Genomic DNA, 18,319 nt, shown 5'->3' with positions numbered 1-18,319 from the left:
GGTGCGAGGATGCCTTGAGTACCAGTACTGGCCGATGTGCTCGTGTGGGGTGGGGGTAGTCCGCGCCCGCGCAGACCCGCGCAGAAGGGACCGCTGACGGCGATGCAGATCCGGCTGACCGTCGTAGACCCCCTGGGCCCGCCCGACCGCGCGCGGGGCCGCACGGCGAGCTGTGACGTGCTGGTCACGGCGCCCGCCGGTACGGCGCTGGCCGCGGTGGCGTCGGCGCTGGCCTCGGCGGTCGCGGGTGACGCGAGCGCCTCGGCCTCCGGCGGCGCGGTGGTGCTGTACGCGGGCGCGGAGCGCCTGGACGACCGCCGCAGCACGCTCGGCGAGCCCCCGTTGATCGACGGCGCGGTGCTCTCCCTGGGCGCCCCCGCCGAGCCGGAGCCGCACCCCGAGCTGGACGACGCCCCGACCCAGCTGCATGTCGTCGCAGGTCCGGACGCGGGCGGCGTGCATCTCCTGCACGGCGGCGAGATCCGCATCGGCCGCTCCGCCGACGCCGACGTCCCGCTCGACGACCCGGACGTCTCCCGCCTCCACTGCGCGGTCACGGTCGCCGCGGACGGCCAGGTCTCGGTCGCCGACCTCGACTCCACGAACGGCACGACCCTGGACGGCACCCGCCTGAGCACCCGCCCGGTGCGCTTCACCCCGGGCGCACTGCTCCGTATCGGCGAGTCGGCACTGCGGGTCGCTCCGGCCGGGGGACCGGGCGCGCGGGTGCCGACGGCCCCGGACGGGGAAGGGCACGTCCGGGTGGCGTCCGGCGGCGAGCGGGAGCCGGCGACCGCCGACGGGAGACCGGCGGCCCCTGGGGGCGGTGCCCCGGCGCCCGAAGCGGCGCTTCACGCACGCGTGGCCGACGGCGGCGACGCCTCCGCCGCACCCTCCCGCGGTCTGCCCTCCGCCCAGGGCCACGGCTCCGCCGAAGCGCCGCTGGTGCCCGAGCAGGGCGGCGCACCGCGGGTGGAGATGAGGGCCGCAGAAGCATCCGCAGCGGGCGGCGACACTCACGCAGGCCACTTCGGCGCGGTCGTGTGGGACTCACCGGAGGGCACGGACGCCCCCGAGGCCGGCCGCCGCAAGGGAACCCCGCTCCGCGGGACGGACGTGCCACCGGGCCTGCGCAGGCGCGGGGGGCTCTCCGCATGGGCACGACGGCTGGCGGGTGGCCGCGGCGAGCAGGCCATGGCCGAGCATGACGCGTACGACGAGGACGACGGCCCGGACCCGACGGCGGGGCCCGCACCCCGCACCGGCCCTCAGCTCCCGGAGACCTGGCCCGACCCGGCGGCGCTGCTGCTGACGGCGCTCGGCCCCGGTCCACGGCTGTGGGAGCGCGGGCCGGGGCACCCGGAGGCGCTCACGGTGCGGCTCGGCACGGCGGACCGGGCGGCGCCCGACGGCTCCGGGCTGCTGCCCGCGGTGCCGGTGACCGCGGATCTGCGCGAGGCCGGGGCGCTGGGCCTGGCCGGCCCGCGCACCCGGCTGTCCGGGCTGGCCCGCGCGGTGCTGGCCCAGCTGGCCGCGCTGCACTCCCCCGAAGCCCTGGAGCTCGTCCTGATCGCCGCGGACCGCTCCCGCCCGCTGGAGGAGCGCACCGCGGAGTGGTCCTGGCTCGGCTGGCTCCCCCACCTGCGCCCCGGCCACGGCCAGGACTGCCGTCTCCTGCTCGCCTACGACCGCGAGCAGGCCACGGCCCGCACCGACGAGTTGCTGCGGCGCCTGGAGGACCAGCAGACGGAGGCACGGCACGGAACACGGCCGGCACCGCGCACCCCCGACGTCCGTTCCCAGGCCCACACGCCTTCCTGGGCCCGGACGGACGACGGCGCGGAGGAGCCGGACGGCTTCCCCGGGCCGTACACCGTGGTCGTCGTGGACGGCGACCCCGGAGGCGCCGCGGTGCGGGAGGCGGTGGCACGGCTGGCGCTGGAGGGCCCACGGGCCGGGATACATGTCGTCTGCCTCGCCGAGACGGTGTCGGCCTCGCCCGCGTCACCGGTGACGGAGACGTACGAGGCGGCGTGCGCGGTGGCACCGGCCTTCCGAGACTGCGGCGCGGTCGCGCTGCTGAGCGGGGACGTGGCGACGGCGCTGCGGCTGATGCGAGTGGCACGGACCGGTACCGCAATCCCCGGAGGCGGAGCCGGAGACCGCCCGCCGATGCCGGCGGACCCGGCCGTCCGCACGGATGCGGCATCACCGGCCGACACACACACCATGCCGAGGCCCGTGCCCGCGCCCATAACCACGGCCACCGCCCACCCGCACCCCGGCCCCATAGGCCCCGGCACCGTGGCCGCCGTGGACGCCGTCTCGCTCGCCTGGGCCGAGCGGTTCGCGCGGGCGCTGGCGCCGCTCAGGACGGACGGTTCCGGGACCGAGCGGCACGCACGCGTGGCCGTACCGTTGCCCCAGGCGGCGCGGCTGCTGGACGAGTTGGGGCTTGCGAGGGCCACCCCGGCGTCGCTGATGGCGCGTTGGGCGGATGCGGCGGACGACGCGGAGTCGCTCGGCGGACGGGCCTGGGCCGTGCTCGGCGCCGGTCCGCGCGGCCCGGTCGGCGCGGACCTCGCCGCCGACGGCCCGCACCTGCTGATCGAGGGCCCCACGGGCAGCGGCCGCACGGAGCTGCTGCGGGCCGTGGTCGCCTCGCTGGCCGCGGCCGAGCGGCCCGACCGGCTGGGCATCGTCCTGATGGACGGCCGGGACAGTGTGAGCGCCGGGGGTACCACCTCCGGGAGCGGCGACGGCCTGCGGGTCTGCACGGACGTCCCACACGTCACGACGCACCTCACCGCCAACGACCCCGTCCGGATGCGGGAGTTCGCGCAGTCCCTGAGCGCCGAGCTGAAGCGCCGCGCCGAGCTGCTGGGCCGCTCGGCCTTCGCCGAGTGGCACACGGGCCGGGAGCTGTCGGGCCGCATGGTGGCCCAGCGGGTGACCGGTACGACCACCACCGGCGACCTGGACTCCCCGCCCAGCTCGACCATTCGGCTGCGTCCGGGAGCGGCACGCCGGCAGACCGAAGCGGCACCGCCCCTCCCCCGGCTGGTGGTGGTCGTGGACGACCTGGACGCGCTGGTCTCCCCCGCACTCGGCTCACCGGGCCGCCCGGCCGCGGGTTCCGTCATGCGGGCGCTGGAGGCGGTGGCCCGCGAGGGCGAGCGACTCGGCGTCCATCTGGTGGCCGCGACCGCCCCCGGCGGCCGTACGGCGGACACGGAACCGGCCCGGAAGGCCACCCTCCGGGTGAGCCTCGACGCCCCGGGCACCGGCCCTGACGACCCGGCACCGGGCCGCGGCAGCCTGACCCGCCCCGACGGCCGGACAACACCCTTCCAGGGCGGCCGCGTCACGGGCCGCATCCCCCGCACGGCAACGCTCCGCCCCACGGTCGTCCCCCTGGACTGGCAGCGCATGGGCGACCCCCCGACCCGCAGACCCGTACGCGAACTGGGCAACGGCCCGACGGACCTGGCGTTGCTGGCCAGCGCGCTGGAGCGAGCGGCCCGAGAGGTCTCGGCATCGGAGGTCCCTTCGCTGCTTTAGGTCCTGTTCGTTCAGCGCTTTCCAGCCCGGGCGGCCAATTCCAGCCCGTCCGGCGTTTGAGGACGAGGCCGTTCAGGCCGACAGCGGGGGTCTGGGGGCGGCAGCCCCCAGGGGCGGTCATACCAACGCCGGACGCCTGGTCACGACGCGGTCACGATCCCCCGGTTGACACGGGACGCACACTTGCCGACCCCATCCCACGGGCGTAGACCAGATCACACGGGACAGCGCTCGACGTTCGACGAAGAACGGAGAACGGGGCAGTGATGCGCAGCACGAGCAGCAAGAACCGGACACGCAGGGCCGCCAAATCCGCAGCCGCCCTCCTGGCGGCGGCACTCGCGCTGGCACTCACGGGCTGCGGCGGGGGCGGCGGCAAGAGCAGCAACGGCGGTGGCAGCTCGGGGAGCTCCGGCTCCGTCAAGCTGCCCAAGCTGAACGGCCAGACACTGGAGGTGGCAGCGGTCTGGACCGGCGCCGAGCAGGACAACTTCATGAAGGTCATGGACGAGTTCAAGAAGCGCACCGGCGCGAAGGTCAACTTCGTGCCGACGGGCAACAACACCTCCACGTTCCTCGGTACCAAGATCCAGGGCGGCCAGCCGCCGGACGTCGCGTTCCTGCCGCAGGTCGGCGTGTTGCACCAGTTCGCGGACAAGGGCTGGCTCAAGCCGCTCGGCGCGGACGCCAAGGCCCAGTTGGACAAGAACTTCAGCAAGGGCTGGGTCGACCTCGGTGCCTGGAAGGGCAAGCAGTACGGCGTCTATGCCAAGGCCGCCAACAAGTCCCTGGTCTGGTACAACACCAAGGCCTTCGAGGCGGCGGGCATCACGCAGGCGCCGAAGACCTGGAAGGACTTCCTCAGCACCGCACAGACGCTGTCGGACGCCGGCTCGCCCGCCGTGTCGATCGGCGGCGCGGACGGCTGGACGCTCACCGACTGGTTCGAGAACGTCTATCTCTCCCAGGCGGGCCCCGAGAAGTACGACCAGCTGGCCGCGCACAAGATCAAGTGGACGGACCCGTCCGTCAAGGACGCGCTCACCACGCTCGCCCAGCTCTGGGGCAAGAACGACCTGATCGCGGGCGGCACCAAGGGCGCGCTGAACACGGAGTTCCCGAAGTCGGTCACGCAGACCTTCTCCGGCAGCACCCCGGCGGCGATGGTCTTCGAGGGCGACTTCGTGGCCGCGAACATCAACGGCGACACCAAGGCCAAGCTGGGCACGGACGCGAAGGTGTTCCCGTTCCCGGCGGTCGGCTCCCAGGCCCCCGTGGTCAGCGGCGGCGACGTGGCGGTGGCGCTGAAGGACAGCAAGGGCGCCCAGGCGCTGCTGACGTTCCTGGCCTCCACCGACGCGGCGGACATCTGGGCGGCGCAGGGCGGCATCCTCTCCCCGAACAAGGAGATGGACCAGTCCAAGTACAAGGACGCGATCACCGCCCAGATCGCCAAGCAACTCCTCGCGGCCGGTGACAACTTCCGCTTCGACATGTCCGACCAGGCCCCGGCCGCCTTCGGTGGCACGGCCGGCATCGGCGAGTGGAAGGACCTGCAGGACTTCCTGAGGAACCCGAAGGACGTCGCCGGCGCCCAGCAGAAGCTGGAGGCCGACGCGGCCAAGGCGTACGCGGCCGGCTGACGGCGCGGCCATGACGTCCGTAGCGAAATCGACAGGGGGCGCCGGCGCACTGCCGACGCCCTCCGTCTCGCCGCGCAAGAGCGTCACGGGGACCCGGCTGTGGGTGGCGGTGCTGTTTCTGCTGCCCGCGTTCGTGCTCCTCGGGGCGCTCGTGGTCTACCCGATCGGGTACTCCGTCTGGCGCAGTCTCTACGACGCCGACGGCTCCGGTTTCGTCGGGCTGAAGAACTACGGCGACATCTTCAGCAACGACGCCACTCTGACCGCCGTGCGCAACACCGCGATCTGGGTGGCGGTGGCGCCCGCGATCGTCACCGCGCTGGGTCTCGTCTTCGCCGTGATGACCGAACGGGTGCGCTGGGGAACGGCGTTCAAGCTGATCGTCTTCATGCCGATGGCGATCTCGATGCTCGCGGCCGGGATCATCTTCCGTCTCGTCTACGAGCAGGACCCCAATCTGGGGGCCGCCAACGCGGTCGCCAAGTCCATCCACGACACGTTCGTGTCCTCGTCGGTGTATCCGGGTGCGCGGCCGAACGAGACGGCGACCGATCTGAAGCCGTCCGGCGGCGGCTCGTTCACGACGACCGGCACCGTGAAGGCGGGCACCCCGGCCATGCTCCCCCTGGTCGGCATCGCGCCCAACAGGCTGCCCGGCACCCCCGAGAACGCGAAGACAGCGAGCGGTTCGGGTGTCACCGGCACCGTCTGGCTGGATTTCAAGCTCGGCGGGGGCGGTACGAAGGGCAAGGTCGACCCGGGTGAGAAGGCGCTGAAGGGCGTCAGGGTGGAGGCCGTGAAGGGTGGCAAGGTGGTCGCCTCCGCCAAGAGCGGCGCCGACGGCACCTTCACCCTGCCGGCCGCGGCCGACGGGGCCCAACTGCGCCTGCCCGCCTCGAACTTCTCGGCTCCGTACAACGGCATCGACTGGCTCGGACCGACGCTGGTCACCCCGGCCATCATCGGCGCGTACGTGTGGATGTGGGCGGGCTTCGCGATGGTGCTGATCGCGGCGGGCCTCGCCGGCGTGGACCGCAATCTGCTGGAGGCGGCCCGGGTGGACGGCGCCAACGAGTGGCAGGTCTTCAGAAGGGTCACGGTCCCGCTGCTCGCACCGGTTCTGGTGGTGGTCCTCATCACGCTGATGATCAACGTGATGAAGATCTTCGACCTGGTCTACATCATCGCCCCGCAGCCCAGTCAGGACGACGCCAACGTCCTTGCCCTGCAGCTGTTCCTGTCGTCCTTCGGCGGCGGCGGCAACGAGGGCGTCGGCAGCGCGATCGGCGTCATCCTGCTGCTGCTCGTGCTGCCGGTGATGTTCGTGAACATCCGCCGGCTGAGGAAGGAGCGTCAGCGGTGACCGCCCTCGACACGACCGTGCGCGCCAAGCGCTCCCTCGCCGCGCGGGTGGCGAGCGGCGCGGCGGGCGGGGTGATGCGGATCTTCCTGATCCTGGTCGCCCTGTTCTGGCTGGTGCCCACCTTCGGCCTGCTGGTCTCGTCGTTCCGCGACCCGACCGACATCGCCACCTCGGGCTGGTGGAAGGTGTTCACCGCGCCGAGCCGGCTCACCGCCAAGAGCTACCAGTCGCTCCTGGAGAAGGACGCGATCACCCACGCGCTGTTCAACACGGTCTGGATCACGGTGCCGGCCACGCTCCTCGTGGTGCTGCTCGGCGCGATGGCCGGGTACGCCTTCGCCTGGATGGACTTCAAGGGCCGCGACTGGTGGTTCCTGGTCGTGGTGGCGCTGCTGGTCGTGCCGGTCCAGGTGGCCCTGATCCCGCTCGCCGATCTCTTCGGCAGGATCGGGATCTTCGGCGACATCATCGGCGTGATCCTCTTCCACGTCGGCTTCGGACTGCCGTTCGCGATCTTCCTGCTCAGGAACTTCTTCGCGGAGATCCCGCGGGAACTCCTGGAGGCGGCACGGCTGGACGGCGCCGGTGAGACCCGGCTGTTCCTCACCGTCGTCATGCCGCTGGGCGCGCCGGCGATCGCGTCGCTCGGCATCTTCCAGTTCCTGTGGGTGTGGAACGACATGCTGGTGGCGCTGGTGTTCTCGAACGCCGAGTCGCAGCCGCTGACGGTCGCCCTGCAGCAGCAGGTACGGCAGTTCGGCAACAACATCGACGTACTGGCGCCCGGCGCGTTCATCTCGATGGTGATCCCGCTGGTCGTGTTCTTCGCGTTCCAGCGTCAGTTCGTCTCGGGTGTCATGGCGGGCGCCGTCAAATAGTCCTGGTGGACAACGCGCCGGAGGGGGTGGGACGTTACGGTCCCGCCCCCTTCCGTTCATCCAAGGTCCCCCGTATGCCGCAGCCGGCGTAACCAAGTCACTCCATCGGCCGTTCCCGGGCAAGGCCCCGTCGTCCGCGCCGACCCCATGGATGTGCCTTGCCCAGGTTCAGTGTCATCGTCCCCGCGTACAAGGTTCAGGCGTATCTGCACGAATGCCTGGAATCGGTGCTGTCGCAGTCGTATCCCGATCTCGAACTGATCGCCGTCGACGACTGCTCCCCGGACGCCAGCGGCGCGATCATCGACGAGTTCGCGGCCCGTGACCCGCGCGTGCAACCCCTGCACCTGACCGAGAACCAGGGGCTGGGCCGCGCCCGCAACGCCGGCCTCGCGCGGGCGAGCGGCGACTACCTGGTCTTCCTGGACGCCGACGACACGCTCACCCCGCACGCCCTGCGCGCCATCGCCGACCGTCTCAAGGAGACGGGCGAACCGGACCTCGTCGTCTACGACTACGCGCGCATCTACTGGTCGGGCGAGACCGTCCGCAACGTCGTCGCCGACCAGCTCACCGAGCAGGGCCCGGCGCCCTTCCGCCTGGAGGACCGCCCGGGCCTGCTGAAACTGCTGATGGTGGCCTGGAACAAGGCCTACCGGCGGGAGTTCGTCGAGCGCGAGGGCTTCACCTTCCCGCCCGGCTACTACGAGGACACCCCGTGGACGTTCCCGGTGCTGATGGCCGCGGAGTCCATCACGACCCTCGACCGGGTGTGCGTGCACTACCGGCAGCGGCGCCAGGGCAGCATCCTCTCCACCACCAGCCGTAAGCACTTCGACCTCTTCGAACAGTACGACCGTGTCTTCGCGTTCCTCGACGCCCACCCCCAATTCGCCCGCTGGCGGCCGGTGTTGTTCCGCCGCATGGTCGACCACGTGACCAAGGTGTTCGCCCGCCGCGACCGGCTGCCGCGCGGCTCGCACGCCGAGTTCCTGCGCAAGGCCCGCGCCCACTACCGCCGTTACCGCGTCCCAGGACCGCCTCTCCCGCTGGGCTCCCGCCTGCGCCACACCCTGGTCCGCTGGGGCCTGCACCGCACCTACCGCTCACTGCAGCTGGCGGCGGCCCTGCACCGCAGGACCGCCAAGCTCTCCGTCAAACTCCTGCGCACCGCAAGGGCGACGGCGCTGCGTCTGCACTACCGCATCCAGCTCCGGCTGCCGCTGCGCGCCGACCGCGCCGCCTTCACCGCGTACGACGACCACGAGCACGGCTGCAACCCGAGCGCCCTGGAGGAGGCCTTCCGCACCTTCGCGCCGCACATCCGCACGACCTGGCTCGGCCGCTCCGACACGGCCGCCTACTGGACGGCCCTGGCCCGCTCCAAGTACCTCGTCAGCGACACCGGCTTCGAGCCCCGTCTGGTCAAGCGGCCCCAGCAGATCCTGGTCCAGACGCCGGCGGGCACCCCGCTCGGGCACGCGGGCCTCGACCTCCAGGAACGCCCGGCCGCGGCGCGTGACCTGGACTTCGAAGGGCTCCTCGCCGACGTCGGCAAGTGGGACTACGTCCTGTCGGCGAACCGCCACTCCACCCTCGTCTGGGAGCGGGTCCACCCGGGCAGCTACACCACGCTCGAATACGGCTCCCCGCGCAGCGACGTGTTCCAGAAGGCCACGTCGAACGACGTCACCCGCCTCCGTGAGTCCCTCCGCATCCCCGAGGACAGCGTCGCGATCCTGTACGCCCCCGCCCGCCGCGACCACTGCCGCACCCAGCGCTCCCCCCTGGACCTGGAACGCGTCCTGCGCCGCCTGGGCCCCCGCTACGTCGTCCTCGCCCGCACCCACGGCCCCGTACCGCAGAGCGCCCGGATCATCGACGTGACCGGCCACCCCGGCGTCGAGTCCCTCTGTCTGGCCTCGGACGTCCTGCTCACCGACTACTCGTCCCTGATGTTCGACTACGCGGGCCTGGACCGGCCGATCGTGCTCCACTCGGCCGACGACGACCGGGCGGCGTACGAGGGGGCCCGCGGCACCTACTTCGACGTGCGCGCCTTCCCGCCGGGCGCGGTCGCCCGCAGCGAGGACGAACTGATCGACATCTTCGCCACCGGCCACTGGCGCGGCTCCCGCTCGGCCCAGCTGCGGACCGCGTTCCGCGAGCGCTTCTGCCCGTACGACGACGGACGCGCGGCCGAGCGCGTCGTACGCCGTGTCGTCCTGGGCGAAACCGACCTGCCGCCGGTGACCCCGCTCGCCGAGCGCCACCCCGTGCCCTCCGCGGCCGCGACCCTCGCGCGCTCCCCGCAGGCGACCGTGCCGCAACCCGGCGGTCCGCTGACCGTCACCGACAGCCTCTGAACGCCGTTCTCACTCCGGGGAGTTCGCATGCCCTCCAGCCCGTCGCGGCCCACACCGAGCCGGCCGTCCACCTGGCGTCCCACAGGGCGGCCGGGACGCCTCGGCTGAGACGCACCGGGTCCCCGCACGAACCTCGACAGAAAGAGCAGCATGCCCCGCTTCAGCATCATCGTCCCGTCCCATGGGGTGGCAGGCCGGCTGTCCCAGGCACTGGACTCCGTGCTCGCGCAGTCCTTCGGCGACTTCGAGCTGATCCCGGTCTGCGACGGCCCCGGCACGCCCGCGGCGGACGTCGTCGACGGATACGCCGAGCGGGACTCCCGGGTGACCACGGTGCACTCGCCGCCCACGGCCGGTCTGTCCGGGGCGCGCAACACCGGGATGCGGGCGGCGACCGGCACCCATCTGCTGTTCCTCGACTGCGACGACACCCTCGTACCCGGGGCGCTGGCGGCGCTGGACGCACGCCTGGCCGAGACGGGTGACGTGGACGTCCTGTACGTGGAGCACGAGCGGGTGCCCTGGTGGGAGGGCGAGCCGACCAATCCGACCGCGCTGCTCCTGCCGCGGACACCGGCGGGCGCCTTTTCCCCAGACGAGGTGCCGGAGCTGACGGGCGTGCAGCTGCCGGCGTGGAGCGCGGCCTACCGCAGGACCTTCCTGGTCGAGCAGCGTATCGGCTTCCCCGACGGCCACTTCACCGACGTGGGCTTCTACGGCCTGGTCACGCTGGCGGCCGAGAAGGCCGCGGTGCTGCGCCAGGTCGTCGTACGGCATCTGGTGCGCAGACAGGGCAGCCGGCTCGCCCTCCCCGGCGAGCACCACCTCGAACTCCTCTCCCAGACCGACCTGGTCCTCACCCGCGCCGCCGAACTGGGCCTGGCCGGCGTCCGGTTGAACGCGCTGTTCGAGCAGCTCTTCGCGACCGTCCTGAAGACCGCCGCCCACCCCAGGCGGCTGTCCGGCAGGCGCCGCGCCTTCTTCCGGCTGGCGAGCACGCTGTACCGGCGGCACCGCCCCGTCGGCCACCGGACACCGCCCGGCAGCCTCGGCCTGCAGCACCGGCTGCTGGCGGCCGGGGCGTACACGGCGTTCCGTGCCCTGCGGGAGGCCAACCAGGCGGCGGTGAAGGCGGCCGAGCGGCTGCCGCGCCCCCACATGGTGCGCACGCGGCTGCGGTACGCACGCAATCTGCGCCGCCCGCTGGACCCCAACCTGGTTGTGTACTGCGCCTATTGGGGCCGCGGCTACGCCTGCAACCCGGCCGCGATCCACGCCAAGGCCCTCGAACTCGCCCCGCATCTGCGCTCGGTGTTCCTGGTCGAACCGGATCAGGAGCACACCATGCCGGAGGGCATCGAGTACGCGGTCATCGGCAGCACGAAGTACTGGGACGTGCTGGCCGCCGCCAAGTACCTCGTCAACAACGCCAACTTCGCGGACGCCGTGGTCAAGCGCCCCGGCAGCGTCCACCTGTCGACCCAGCACGGCACCCCGCTGAAGAAGATGGGCGTCGACCAGGCGACCTATCCGGTGGTGGCCGCGGCGACCGGCAGCTTCGCCAAGCTGCTGGCCCGTATCGACCGCTGGGACTACAACCTCACCTCCAACCGCCACTCCACCGAGATGTGGGAGCGGGCCTTCCCCGCCGCGCACGAGACGCTCGAGTACGGCTATCCGCGCAACGACGTGTACTACACGGCGACGGCGGACGACGTGGCCCGCATCCGGCGGGAGCTGGGGATCCCCGAGGGCAGGACGGCCGTCCTGTACGCGCCCACGCACCGCGACTACCACACGGGCTTCGAGACGGGCCTGGACCTGGAGGCCTTCTGCGAGGAGGTGGGCGAGGACGTGGTCGTGCTGCTGCGCGCCCACTACTTCTACGACCAGGGCAGAGCGCGGAGCACCGGCCGGATCATCGACGTGACCGCGCACCGCTCCTCGGAGGACGTGTGCCTGGCCGCGGACGCCCTGATCACCGACTACTCGTCGATCATGTTCGACTACGCCAACCTGGACCGGCCCGTCGTGGTGTACGCCGACGACTGGGACGTCTACCGGGAGACCCGCGGCGTCTACTTCGACCTGATGGAACACCCGCCGGGGCCGGTGGCCCGCACGCCCGGGGAACTGGCCCGGGTCTTCCGCGACGGCTCCTGGGCGGGAGAGGAGTCGACGGCGGCACGGGCCGCCTTCCGTGAGCGGTTCTGCCAGTTCGACGACGGACGCGCCGCCGAGCGCGTCGTACGCCGGGTTCTGCTGGGCGAACCGCCCGAGTCGATCCCGCCCGTGATCCCGCTCGCCGAGCGCACCCCGGCCCCGGTCCCCGCCCTTGTGAGGAACTGAAACCCGTGCCCCGCTTCAGCATCATCGTCCCCGTCTACAAGGTGCAGGGCTTCCTGCGCGAGTGCATCGACTCGGTGCTCGGGCAGTCGTACCCCGACTTCGAGGTGATCGCCGTCGACGACCGCTCGCCCGACGGCTGCGGCGCGATCCTCGACGAGTACGCGGCACGCGACGAGCGGGTGCGCGTGCTGCACCTGCCCAAGAACGTGGGCCTGGGCCGGGCCCGCAACGCCGGGCTGGCCGAGGCGCGCGGCGACTACGTCCTCTTCCTCGACAGCGACGACCACTACACCCCGGGCCTGCTTGCCGCCGTCGCCGACCGGCTGAAGTCGGCCGAGGACCCGGACATCCTGGTCTTCGACCATGTTCGCACCCACTGGTGGGGGCGGGGCGGCCCGAGCGACGCCTCCGACCTGCTGGCCGCCGCGGGCCAGGACGTCTTCAGCCTCCGTGAGAGCCCGCAGTACGTCCATCTCTTCCTGGTCGCCTGGAACAAGGCGTACCGGAGGGCCTTCTTCCAGGAGCACGGGCTCCAGTACGCGTCCGGCCTGTACGAGGACGCGCCCGTCACCTACCGGTCGATGGTGCTGGCCGACCGCATCGCCTGCCTGGGCCGGATCGGCGTCGAGTACCGGCAGCGCCGGCAGGGCGCGATCACCAAGACGCCGGGGCGCAGGCACTTCGACATCTTTCCGCAGTACGAGGGCCTGTTCGCGTTCCTGGAGGAGCGCGACGACCTCGCCTGGGCGCGGCCCCTTCTCTTCGAACGGGCCCTGGACCACATGCTGTTCGTGCTCGGCCGCGAGGACCGGGTGCCCCCGTCGGACCGCTCCGCGTTCTACCGCGAGATGCGTTCCTTCCACCGCCGTCACCGCCCCGAGGACTTCACCCCGCCGGACGGCCCGCGCGGCACCGAGATGCGGCTCCTGGAGAGCTCGCCCTACCTCTCGTACGCGGCCCTGTGCGGGGTCCGCGGTCTGCGCAGGGTCGCCGGGGCGGGCAAGCGGCGGACGGTCGGCAAGGCCTCGGCGGTGGTCCAACACACGTGGTACGCAGCCCAGTCGAAGCTCCCCCTCGATCCGCGCCTGGCCGTCTACTCGGCCACCCACCATGCGGGCGTGCACGGCGACCCGGCCGCGATCCACGCCAAGGCCCGCGAACTCGCGCCGCACATCCGCGGGGTGTGGGTGGTCCGGGAGGAAACGGTGGACTCGCTGCCGCCGGGCACCGACTATGTGACGCCGGGCTCGCGGGAATACCACACGGTCATGGCGCGGGCCACGTACTGCGTGAACAACGTCAACTGGCCGGGCTCCCTGGTCAAACGCCCCGGCCAGATCCATGTGCACACCCACCAGGGCACACCGCTCAAGTACATGGGTGCCGACCTGCTGACGAAGCCCGGTGCCCGGCACGGCTTCAGTGTGCCGAAGATGCTGCACCGCGCGGACCGCTGGGATCTCAGCCTGGTCGCCAACCGGCACTCCGAGCTGGTGTGGGACCGGGCGTACCCCTGCCACTTCACCTCGCTGCGGACGGGCAGTCCGCGCAACGACGTGCTGGTCGAGAGGCCCGCGGAGCACGGCGCGGCCGTACGCGCGCGGCTCGGCATCCCCGCCGGGAACACGGTCGTGCTGTATGCACCGACCCGACGCGACTACCGGCGGGGCGGGCACGTCGACCGGATCGACCTGGCGCGGTTCGCCGCGGACCTCGGCGCCGGGCACACCCTCGTCGTACGGCTGCACCCCACCCTGGCCACCGGCACGGCGCGCGGGCTCGGCCTGGCCGATCTGCACGCGCGCGGCGTACTCGTCGACGCGACGGACGAGCCGCACGTCGAGGACGTGATGCTCGCCTCCGACGTGCTGGTCACCGACTACTCGGCCCTGATGTTCGACTACGCCAACCTGGACCGGCCGATCGTGATCCACGCCGACGACTGGGGTGCGTACGCGGCGAGCCGGGGCGTCTACTTCGACATCACCGCCGAGGCGCCGGGCCATGTGTCGCGCTCCTACCGGGAGCTTGCCTGGCTGTTCGCCTCGGACACCTGGCGGGACGAGGAGTCCGCGGGGCTCAGGGCCGCCTTCCGGGAGCGGTTCTGCGAGTTCGACGACGGACGGGCCGCCGAGCGGGTCGTACGGACGGTGCTGCTCGGCGAGCAGATGCCGGCGCCGCAGACGGCCGCGGTGCTGCCCGCTCCTGCGACGGAGCGGACGCACTCGCTGAGCTGACGGTTGGTCGGCTCTACTCGATGACGAGGTCGACGTCGACGTTGCCGCGGGTCGCGTTGGAGTACGGGCACACCTGGTGGGCGGTCTCGACCAGCTTGCGGCCGGTCGCCTCGTCCACGGTGTCCGGCAGCTCGATGCGGAGGGTGACCTTGAGCCCGAAGCCCTCGCCCTGCTTGCCGATGCCCACCTCGGCGGTGACCGCGGCATCGCTGACGTCGACCTTCGCCTGGCGGCCGACGAGGCCGAGGGCGCTGCCGAAGCAGGCCGCGTAACCGGCGGCGAACAGCTGCTCGGGGTTGGTGCCCTCGCCGTTGCCGCCGAGCTCCACCGGCGGGGCCAGCTTGACGTCGACCTTGCCGTCGTTGGTGAAGGCGCGACCGTCGCGGCCGTGGGTGGCGGTGGCGACAGCGGTGTAGAGCGCGTCCATGGATGACCATCCCTCTCGGAGTCGTGTTCCGGCGGCCCTTCTGTCGGCCGCCTCACGACCACGAGTAGAGCACACAATTCAATTGCGCACAACTAAATGGTCCGCAAGAGCTATCCTGGATGCATGACGACCGCGCCCGACACCCCGACCACCGACTGGCTCCGCCTCGACCAGCAGATCTGCTTCTCGCTGAACGCCGCCTCGCGCGCCTTCGGCGGCATCTACCGGGTGATCCTCAAGGACCTCGGGCTCACCTATCCGCAGTACCTGGTGATGCTGCTGCTGTGGGAGCACGGCGAGCTGCCGGTCAAGAAGCTGGGCGAGCATCTGCGGCTCGACTCCGGCACGCTGTCCCCGCTGCTCAAGCGGCTGGAGACGGCCGGTCTGGTACGGCGTGAGCGCAGCGCCCGCGACGAGCGCTCGGTGGATGTCCGGCTGACCGAGGAGGGCGCCGCCCTGCGCGATCAGGCGGTTCAGGTACCGCGCCGGATCGTGGCGGCGACGGGCTTCGACGTGGCGGAGATCCGGGAGCTGCGGTCGCGGCTCGACGAGCTCACCAGGGGGCTGGACGCGGCCACGGCGGCGGAGGCGGAGGCAGTGGAGCGGCGGACGTAGAGGAGGAAGGTCACCCGGCCGCTGACGTATTTCTCGCGGGCGGTGAACTGCTCCTCCACGACGGCGAGTTTGACGCGCTCGGTCGGATCGGCCGGCAGCTGCCCCGAGCTCAGCAGCCTCGACTGGGCGACGACCCAGACACGGTCCACGCCGGCCAGCTTGCGCCGCAGCTCCTGAGGTGTGGTCTCGATGCCGCTCAGCGTCCCGGACCGGGGCCCGGACTCCCGCAGCGCGAGGTCCCGGGCCCTGCGAAACGCCTTCGGATAGGCCAGCGCCGTCAGCCGCCAGTTCGACGGCAGGAACAGCACCGGATCGCCGGGACGGATGTCTCGGGCGGCCCGGGCGGCGACGGCACCGAGATTCTCGGGGCGGTGCGCCGGGGAGCGGTCCTGCCGGTAGAGGGGGAGGCACTGGACGAAGGCGAGGGCGACGGCCAGCACACCGGTCAGGGTGCCGAGCCGGCCGTAGGGCACACGACTGCCGCCCAGCCGCAGGCGCCCCACCACCCCGGCCACCCGCTCGGCGCCGGCGGCGGCCAGCAACGGCGCCCCAGCCAGCGCGTACAGCACATACCGCTCGTGAAACAGCGGCCGGATCTGCGACACGGCGATCAGAAGCGCCGGAGGCAGCACGAGCAGCGGGAGTGCCACCGCCGTCAGCCGGCCCGCCCCGAGCCCCAGCACCATCAGCGCGACGGCCACCCAGAAGACCACCCCGTCCGGGGCGAAGGCAAAGTCCCGCACCAGCAGTCCGGCCTGGTCCCAGCCGGGGGTCACCAGCCAGTCCACCTGCCCCGCCTGCTCGTGCGACACCCAGACCAAGGGCAGCAGAAGGACCCCCGTCAGCCCCGCCGCCCGCCCCCAGCCCAGCCACACCCGCTTCGGCACCCGCATGAGCGCCAGCGTCAGCGCATGCGCACACAGCACCAGGACGACCATTTCGTGCAGCAGACAGGTCGCGGCGAGGACACCGCCGTACCACCACCAACCGTGCCGCGAGCGCCCCTCGACCGCGCGCACCAGCAGGAGGGTCGCCGCCGCCACCCCCGCCGCGACGATTGCGTACGAGCGCCCTTCCTGGGCGTAGTGGCCGGTCATCGGGGTGACCGCGTACAGCAGACCGGCCCACAGCCCCACTCGGGGCCGCAGCAGCCGTACGCCGAGAGCCGCGACCAGGCCCGCGGTCGCGGCGGCCCCGAGCACGGACGGCAGCCTGAGGACGACCTCACCGGGATGGACGGCGAGGACGACGTGCATGAACAGGTAGTACAGGCCGTGCACGGCGTCCAGGCCGTGCAGCAACTGCCAGATCTGCGGCACCGTGCGCCGCCCGACCAGGAAGGTGACGCTCTCGTCGCCCCACATGCCGCCGCGGTCCAGCCCCCACAGACCGATCGCGAGTATGACGACGGCGGGAACCGCCACGGCCACGATCTCCGCACCCACCCACCGACGGTTCGCCCGCCCCGCGTCCTCGTTCAGCACACGTGTGATTTTCTCCGGTGGACAGGCTCTTACCGAGCATTGACGGTGTATTTGCAGGCATACACCATACGCCCGGCTTACGATCCGCCGTGATGAACGCCGTGACGAAAGCCGTGATGACCACCGCCGGAAAACGCCGGCTCCTCGCCCTCGCCGCCGCCTGGCTCGGCACCCGGGCCCTGATGCTGTGGCTGCTCGCACACGACGCGGCGCCACGGCTCGGCTCGGGCACGGTCGCACGGGAGGTGTGGCACCTGTACCACGACTGGTACGGCACCCTCGCGCACGGCGCCTTTCCCGCGCACGACCCGCTGTGGCAGTACCCGCCGGGGGCCGGCGCGGTGCTGCTGTCGCCCGCGCTGCTGCCGGGCCTGACGTACTTCCAGGCGTTCGTCCTGCTCACCCTCGCCGCCGACGCGGCGATCGCGCTGGCACTGGCCTTCGTGGGCAACCGCCCCGGCCGCAGGCTCCTCGGGGCCGCGATGTGGGTGGGCGGCCTGCCGCTGCTCCTGCACGTCCCGCTCGCCCGCTACGACGTGCAGGTCACCGCCTTCGCCGTCATCTCCCTGTTGACGTTGCCGCGCTCCACGCGCGCGTGCGGGGTGTTCGCGGCGCTCGGCGCTCTGGTGAAGGTGTGGCCGGCGCTGGTGCTGCTGGGCACGCCGAGGGGGCGTACGACGCGTTCGGCGTGGGTGTGGGCCGCCGTCACCGGGGCCGGGTCGCTCGCGGTCCTCGCGACGCTGTTCGCCCACCCCTTCGACTTCCTGCGCCAGCAGGGCGGGCGGGGCGTGCAGATCGAGTCGCTCGGCGGTACGGCGCTCGCCTTCGCGACACACGCCGGATGGCCCGGGAAGGTGCAGTACCAGTACGGCGCGATGGAGTTCACCGGCCCGCACGTGCGGACCGTGGCGCACCTCTCCCTCGCGCTCACGGCGGTCGCCTTCGCACTGCTGCTTCTGTGGCGGCTGCGGGCCCGGCGCTGGACGCCCGCGACGCCGTACGACGCCGCGCTGAGCGCCGTCCTGCTGTTCACCGTCACCAGCCGGGTGATCAGCCCGCAGTACATGATCTGGCTGCTGGGCCTGGCCGCCGTGTGCCTGACCTCGCGGCACACCGTGCAGCGCCCGGTGGCCGCCCTGGTGCTGGCCGCGACCGCGCTGAGCGCCGTCGCCTATCCGGCCCTGTACGGCCAGGTCATCGCCTGCACCTGGACGGGCTGCGCGCTGATGTTCGCCCGTAACGGACTGCTCGCCGCAGCCGCCGTCCTGTCCCTCGTCCGGCTGTGGCGCTCCACCCGCCCGGCGGCGCTGTCTCCCGCGCCCACCCGCGGACCGGACGCGGTCACCCACCGCCTCCCCCAGCACTCCGGCGCCTAGCAATCCGCTGACGGGACTCC

The 18,319-nt window shown here is 72.3% G+C and carries 10 protein-coding genes and 1 pseudogene; 9 read left to right on the top strand and 2 right to left on the bottom strand.

The window, feature by feature from the left end:
- The first annotated feature begins 102 nt into the window (after positions 1-102).
- The 7 genes from AB0N07_RS15465 (at position 103) to AB0N07_RS15435 (ending at position 14,397) form a co-directional block, all read left to right on the top strand.
- Positions 103-3,561 (top strand): FHA domain-containing protein, encoded by a 3,459-nt coding sequence (locus tag AB0N07_RS15465; protein WP_365835065.1) that lies wholly within the window; start codon positions 103-105, stop codon positions 3,559-3,561.
- 266 nt (positions 3,562-3,827) lie between these two features.
- Positions 3,828-5,204 carry an ABC transporter substrate-binding protein gene (locus AB0N07_RS15460; RefSeq protein WP_365835062.1) on the top strand — a complete coding sequence of 459 codons (1,377 nt, stop codon included), beginning with the start codon at positions 3,828-3,830 and terminating at the stop codon, positions 5,202-5,204.
- Between the two features lie 10 nt (positions 5,205-5,214).
- Positions 5,215-6,567 (top strand): sugar ABC transporter permease, encoded by a 1,353-nt coding sequence (locus AB0N07_RS15455; RefSeq protein ID WP_365835060.1) that lies wholly within the window; start codon positions 5,215-5,217, stop codon positions 6,565-6,567.
- Entirely contained in the window at positions 6,564-7,445 is an 882-nt protein-coding gene (locus tag AB0N07_RS15450) for a carbohydrate ABC transporter permease (protein WP_365835058.1), read from the top strand. Before AB0N07_RS15455 ends, AB0N07_RS15450 begins: the two co-directional genes overlap by 4 nt.
- Positions 7,446-7,603: 158 nt before the next feature.
- Entirely contained in the window at positions 7,604-9,811 is a 2,208-nt protein-coding gene (locus AB0N07_RS15445; RefSeq protein WP_365835056.1) for a bifunctional glycosyltransferase family 2 protein/CDP-glycerol:glycerophosphate glycerophosphotransferase, read from the top strand.
- Positions 9,812-9,961: 150 nt separating this feature from the next.
- Positions 9,962-12,160, top strand: coding sequence for a CDP-glycerol glycerophosphotransferase family protein (locus AB0N07_RS15440; RefSeq protein WP_365835054.1), 2,199 nt, complete (start codon positions 9,962-9,964; stop codon positions 12,158-12,160).
- Between the two features lie 5 nt (positions 12,161-12,165).
- On the top strand, positions 12,166-14,397 hold the full coding sequence (locus tag AB0N07_RS15435; RefSeq protein ID WP_365835052.1) for a bifunctional glycosyltransferase family 2 protein/CDP-glycerol:glycerophosphate glycerophosphotransferase: 2,232 nt from the start codon (positions 12,166-12,168) through the stop codon (positions 14,395-14,397).
- Positions 14,398-14,410: 13 nt separating this feature from the next.
- Here the strand turns inward: AB0N07_RS15435 and AB0N07_RS15430 are convergent, their stop codons facing one another.
- A complete protein-coding gene (locus tag AB0N07_RS15430) occupies positions 14,411-14,824 on the bottom strand; it encodes an organic hydroperoxide resistance protein (RefSeq protein WP_123965485.1) in 414 nt (137 codons plus the stop codon).
- 123 nt (positions 14,825-14,947) lie between these two features.
- Here AB0N07_RS15430 and AB0N07_RS15425 point away from each other — a divergent pair, with 123 nt between their 5' ends.
- The gene (locus AB0N07_RS15425; protein ID WP_365835049.1) at positions 14,948-15,439 is read left to right on the top strand and encodes a MarR family transcriptional regulator; all 492 of its coding nucleotides are present in this window, start codon (positions 14,948-14,950) and stop codon (positions 15,437-15,439) included.
- Positions 15,440-16,323: 884 nt separating this feature from the next.
- On the opposite strand, the pseudogene AB0N07_RS15420 reads toward AB0N07_RS15425, so the two are convergent.
- Positions 16,324-16,695: pseudogene (locus tag AB0N07_RS15420) on the bottom strand (glycosyltransferase family 39 protein); the annotation flags it as partial.
- A gap of 320 nt (positions 16,696-17,015) precedes the next feature.
- Between AB0N07_RS15420 and AB0N07_RS15415 the strand changes: the two are divergent.
- The gene (locus AB0N07_RS15415; protein ID WP_365835047.1) at positions 17,016-18,299 is read left to right on the top strand and encodes a glycosyltransferase family 87 protein; all 1,284 of its coding nucleotides are present in this window, start codon (positions 17,016-17,018) and stop codon (positions 18,297-18,299) included.
- Positions 18,300-18,319 lie beyond the last annotated feature (20 nt).

The sequence above is a fragment of the Streptomyces sp. NPDC051172 genome, from assembly GCF_040682555.1.
Taxonomy (GTDB): Bacteria; Actinomycetota; Actinomycetes; order Streptomycetales; family Streptomycetaceae; genus Streptomyces.
This window is presented reverse-complemented; position numbering and strand designations above follow the sequence as displayed.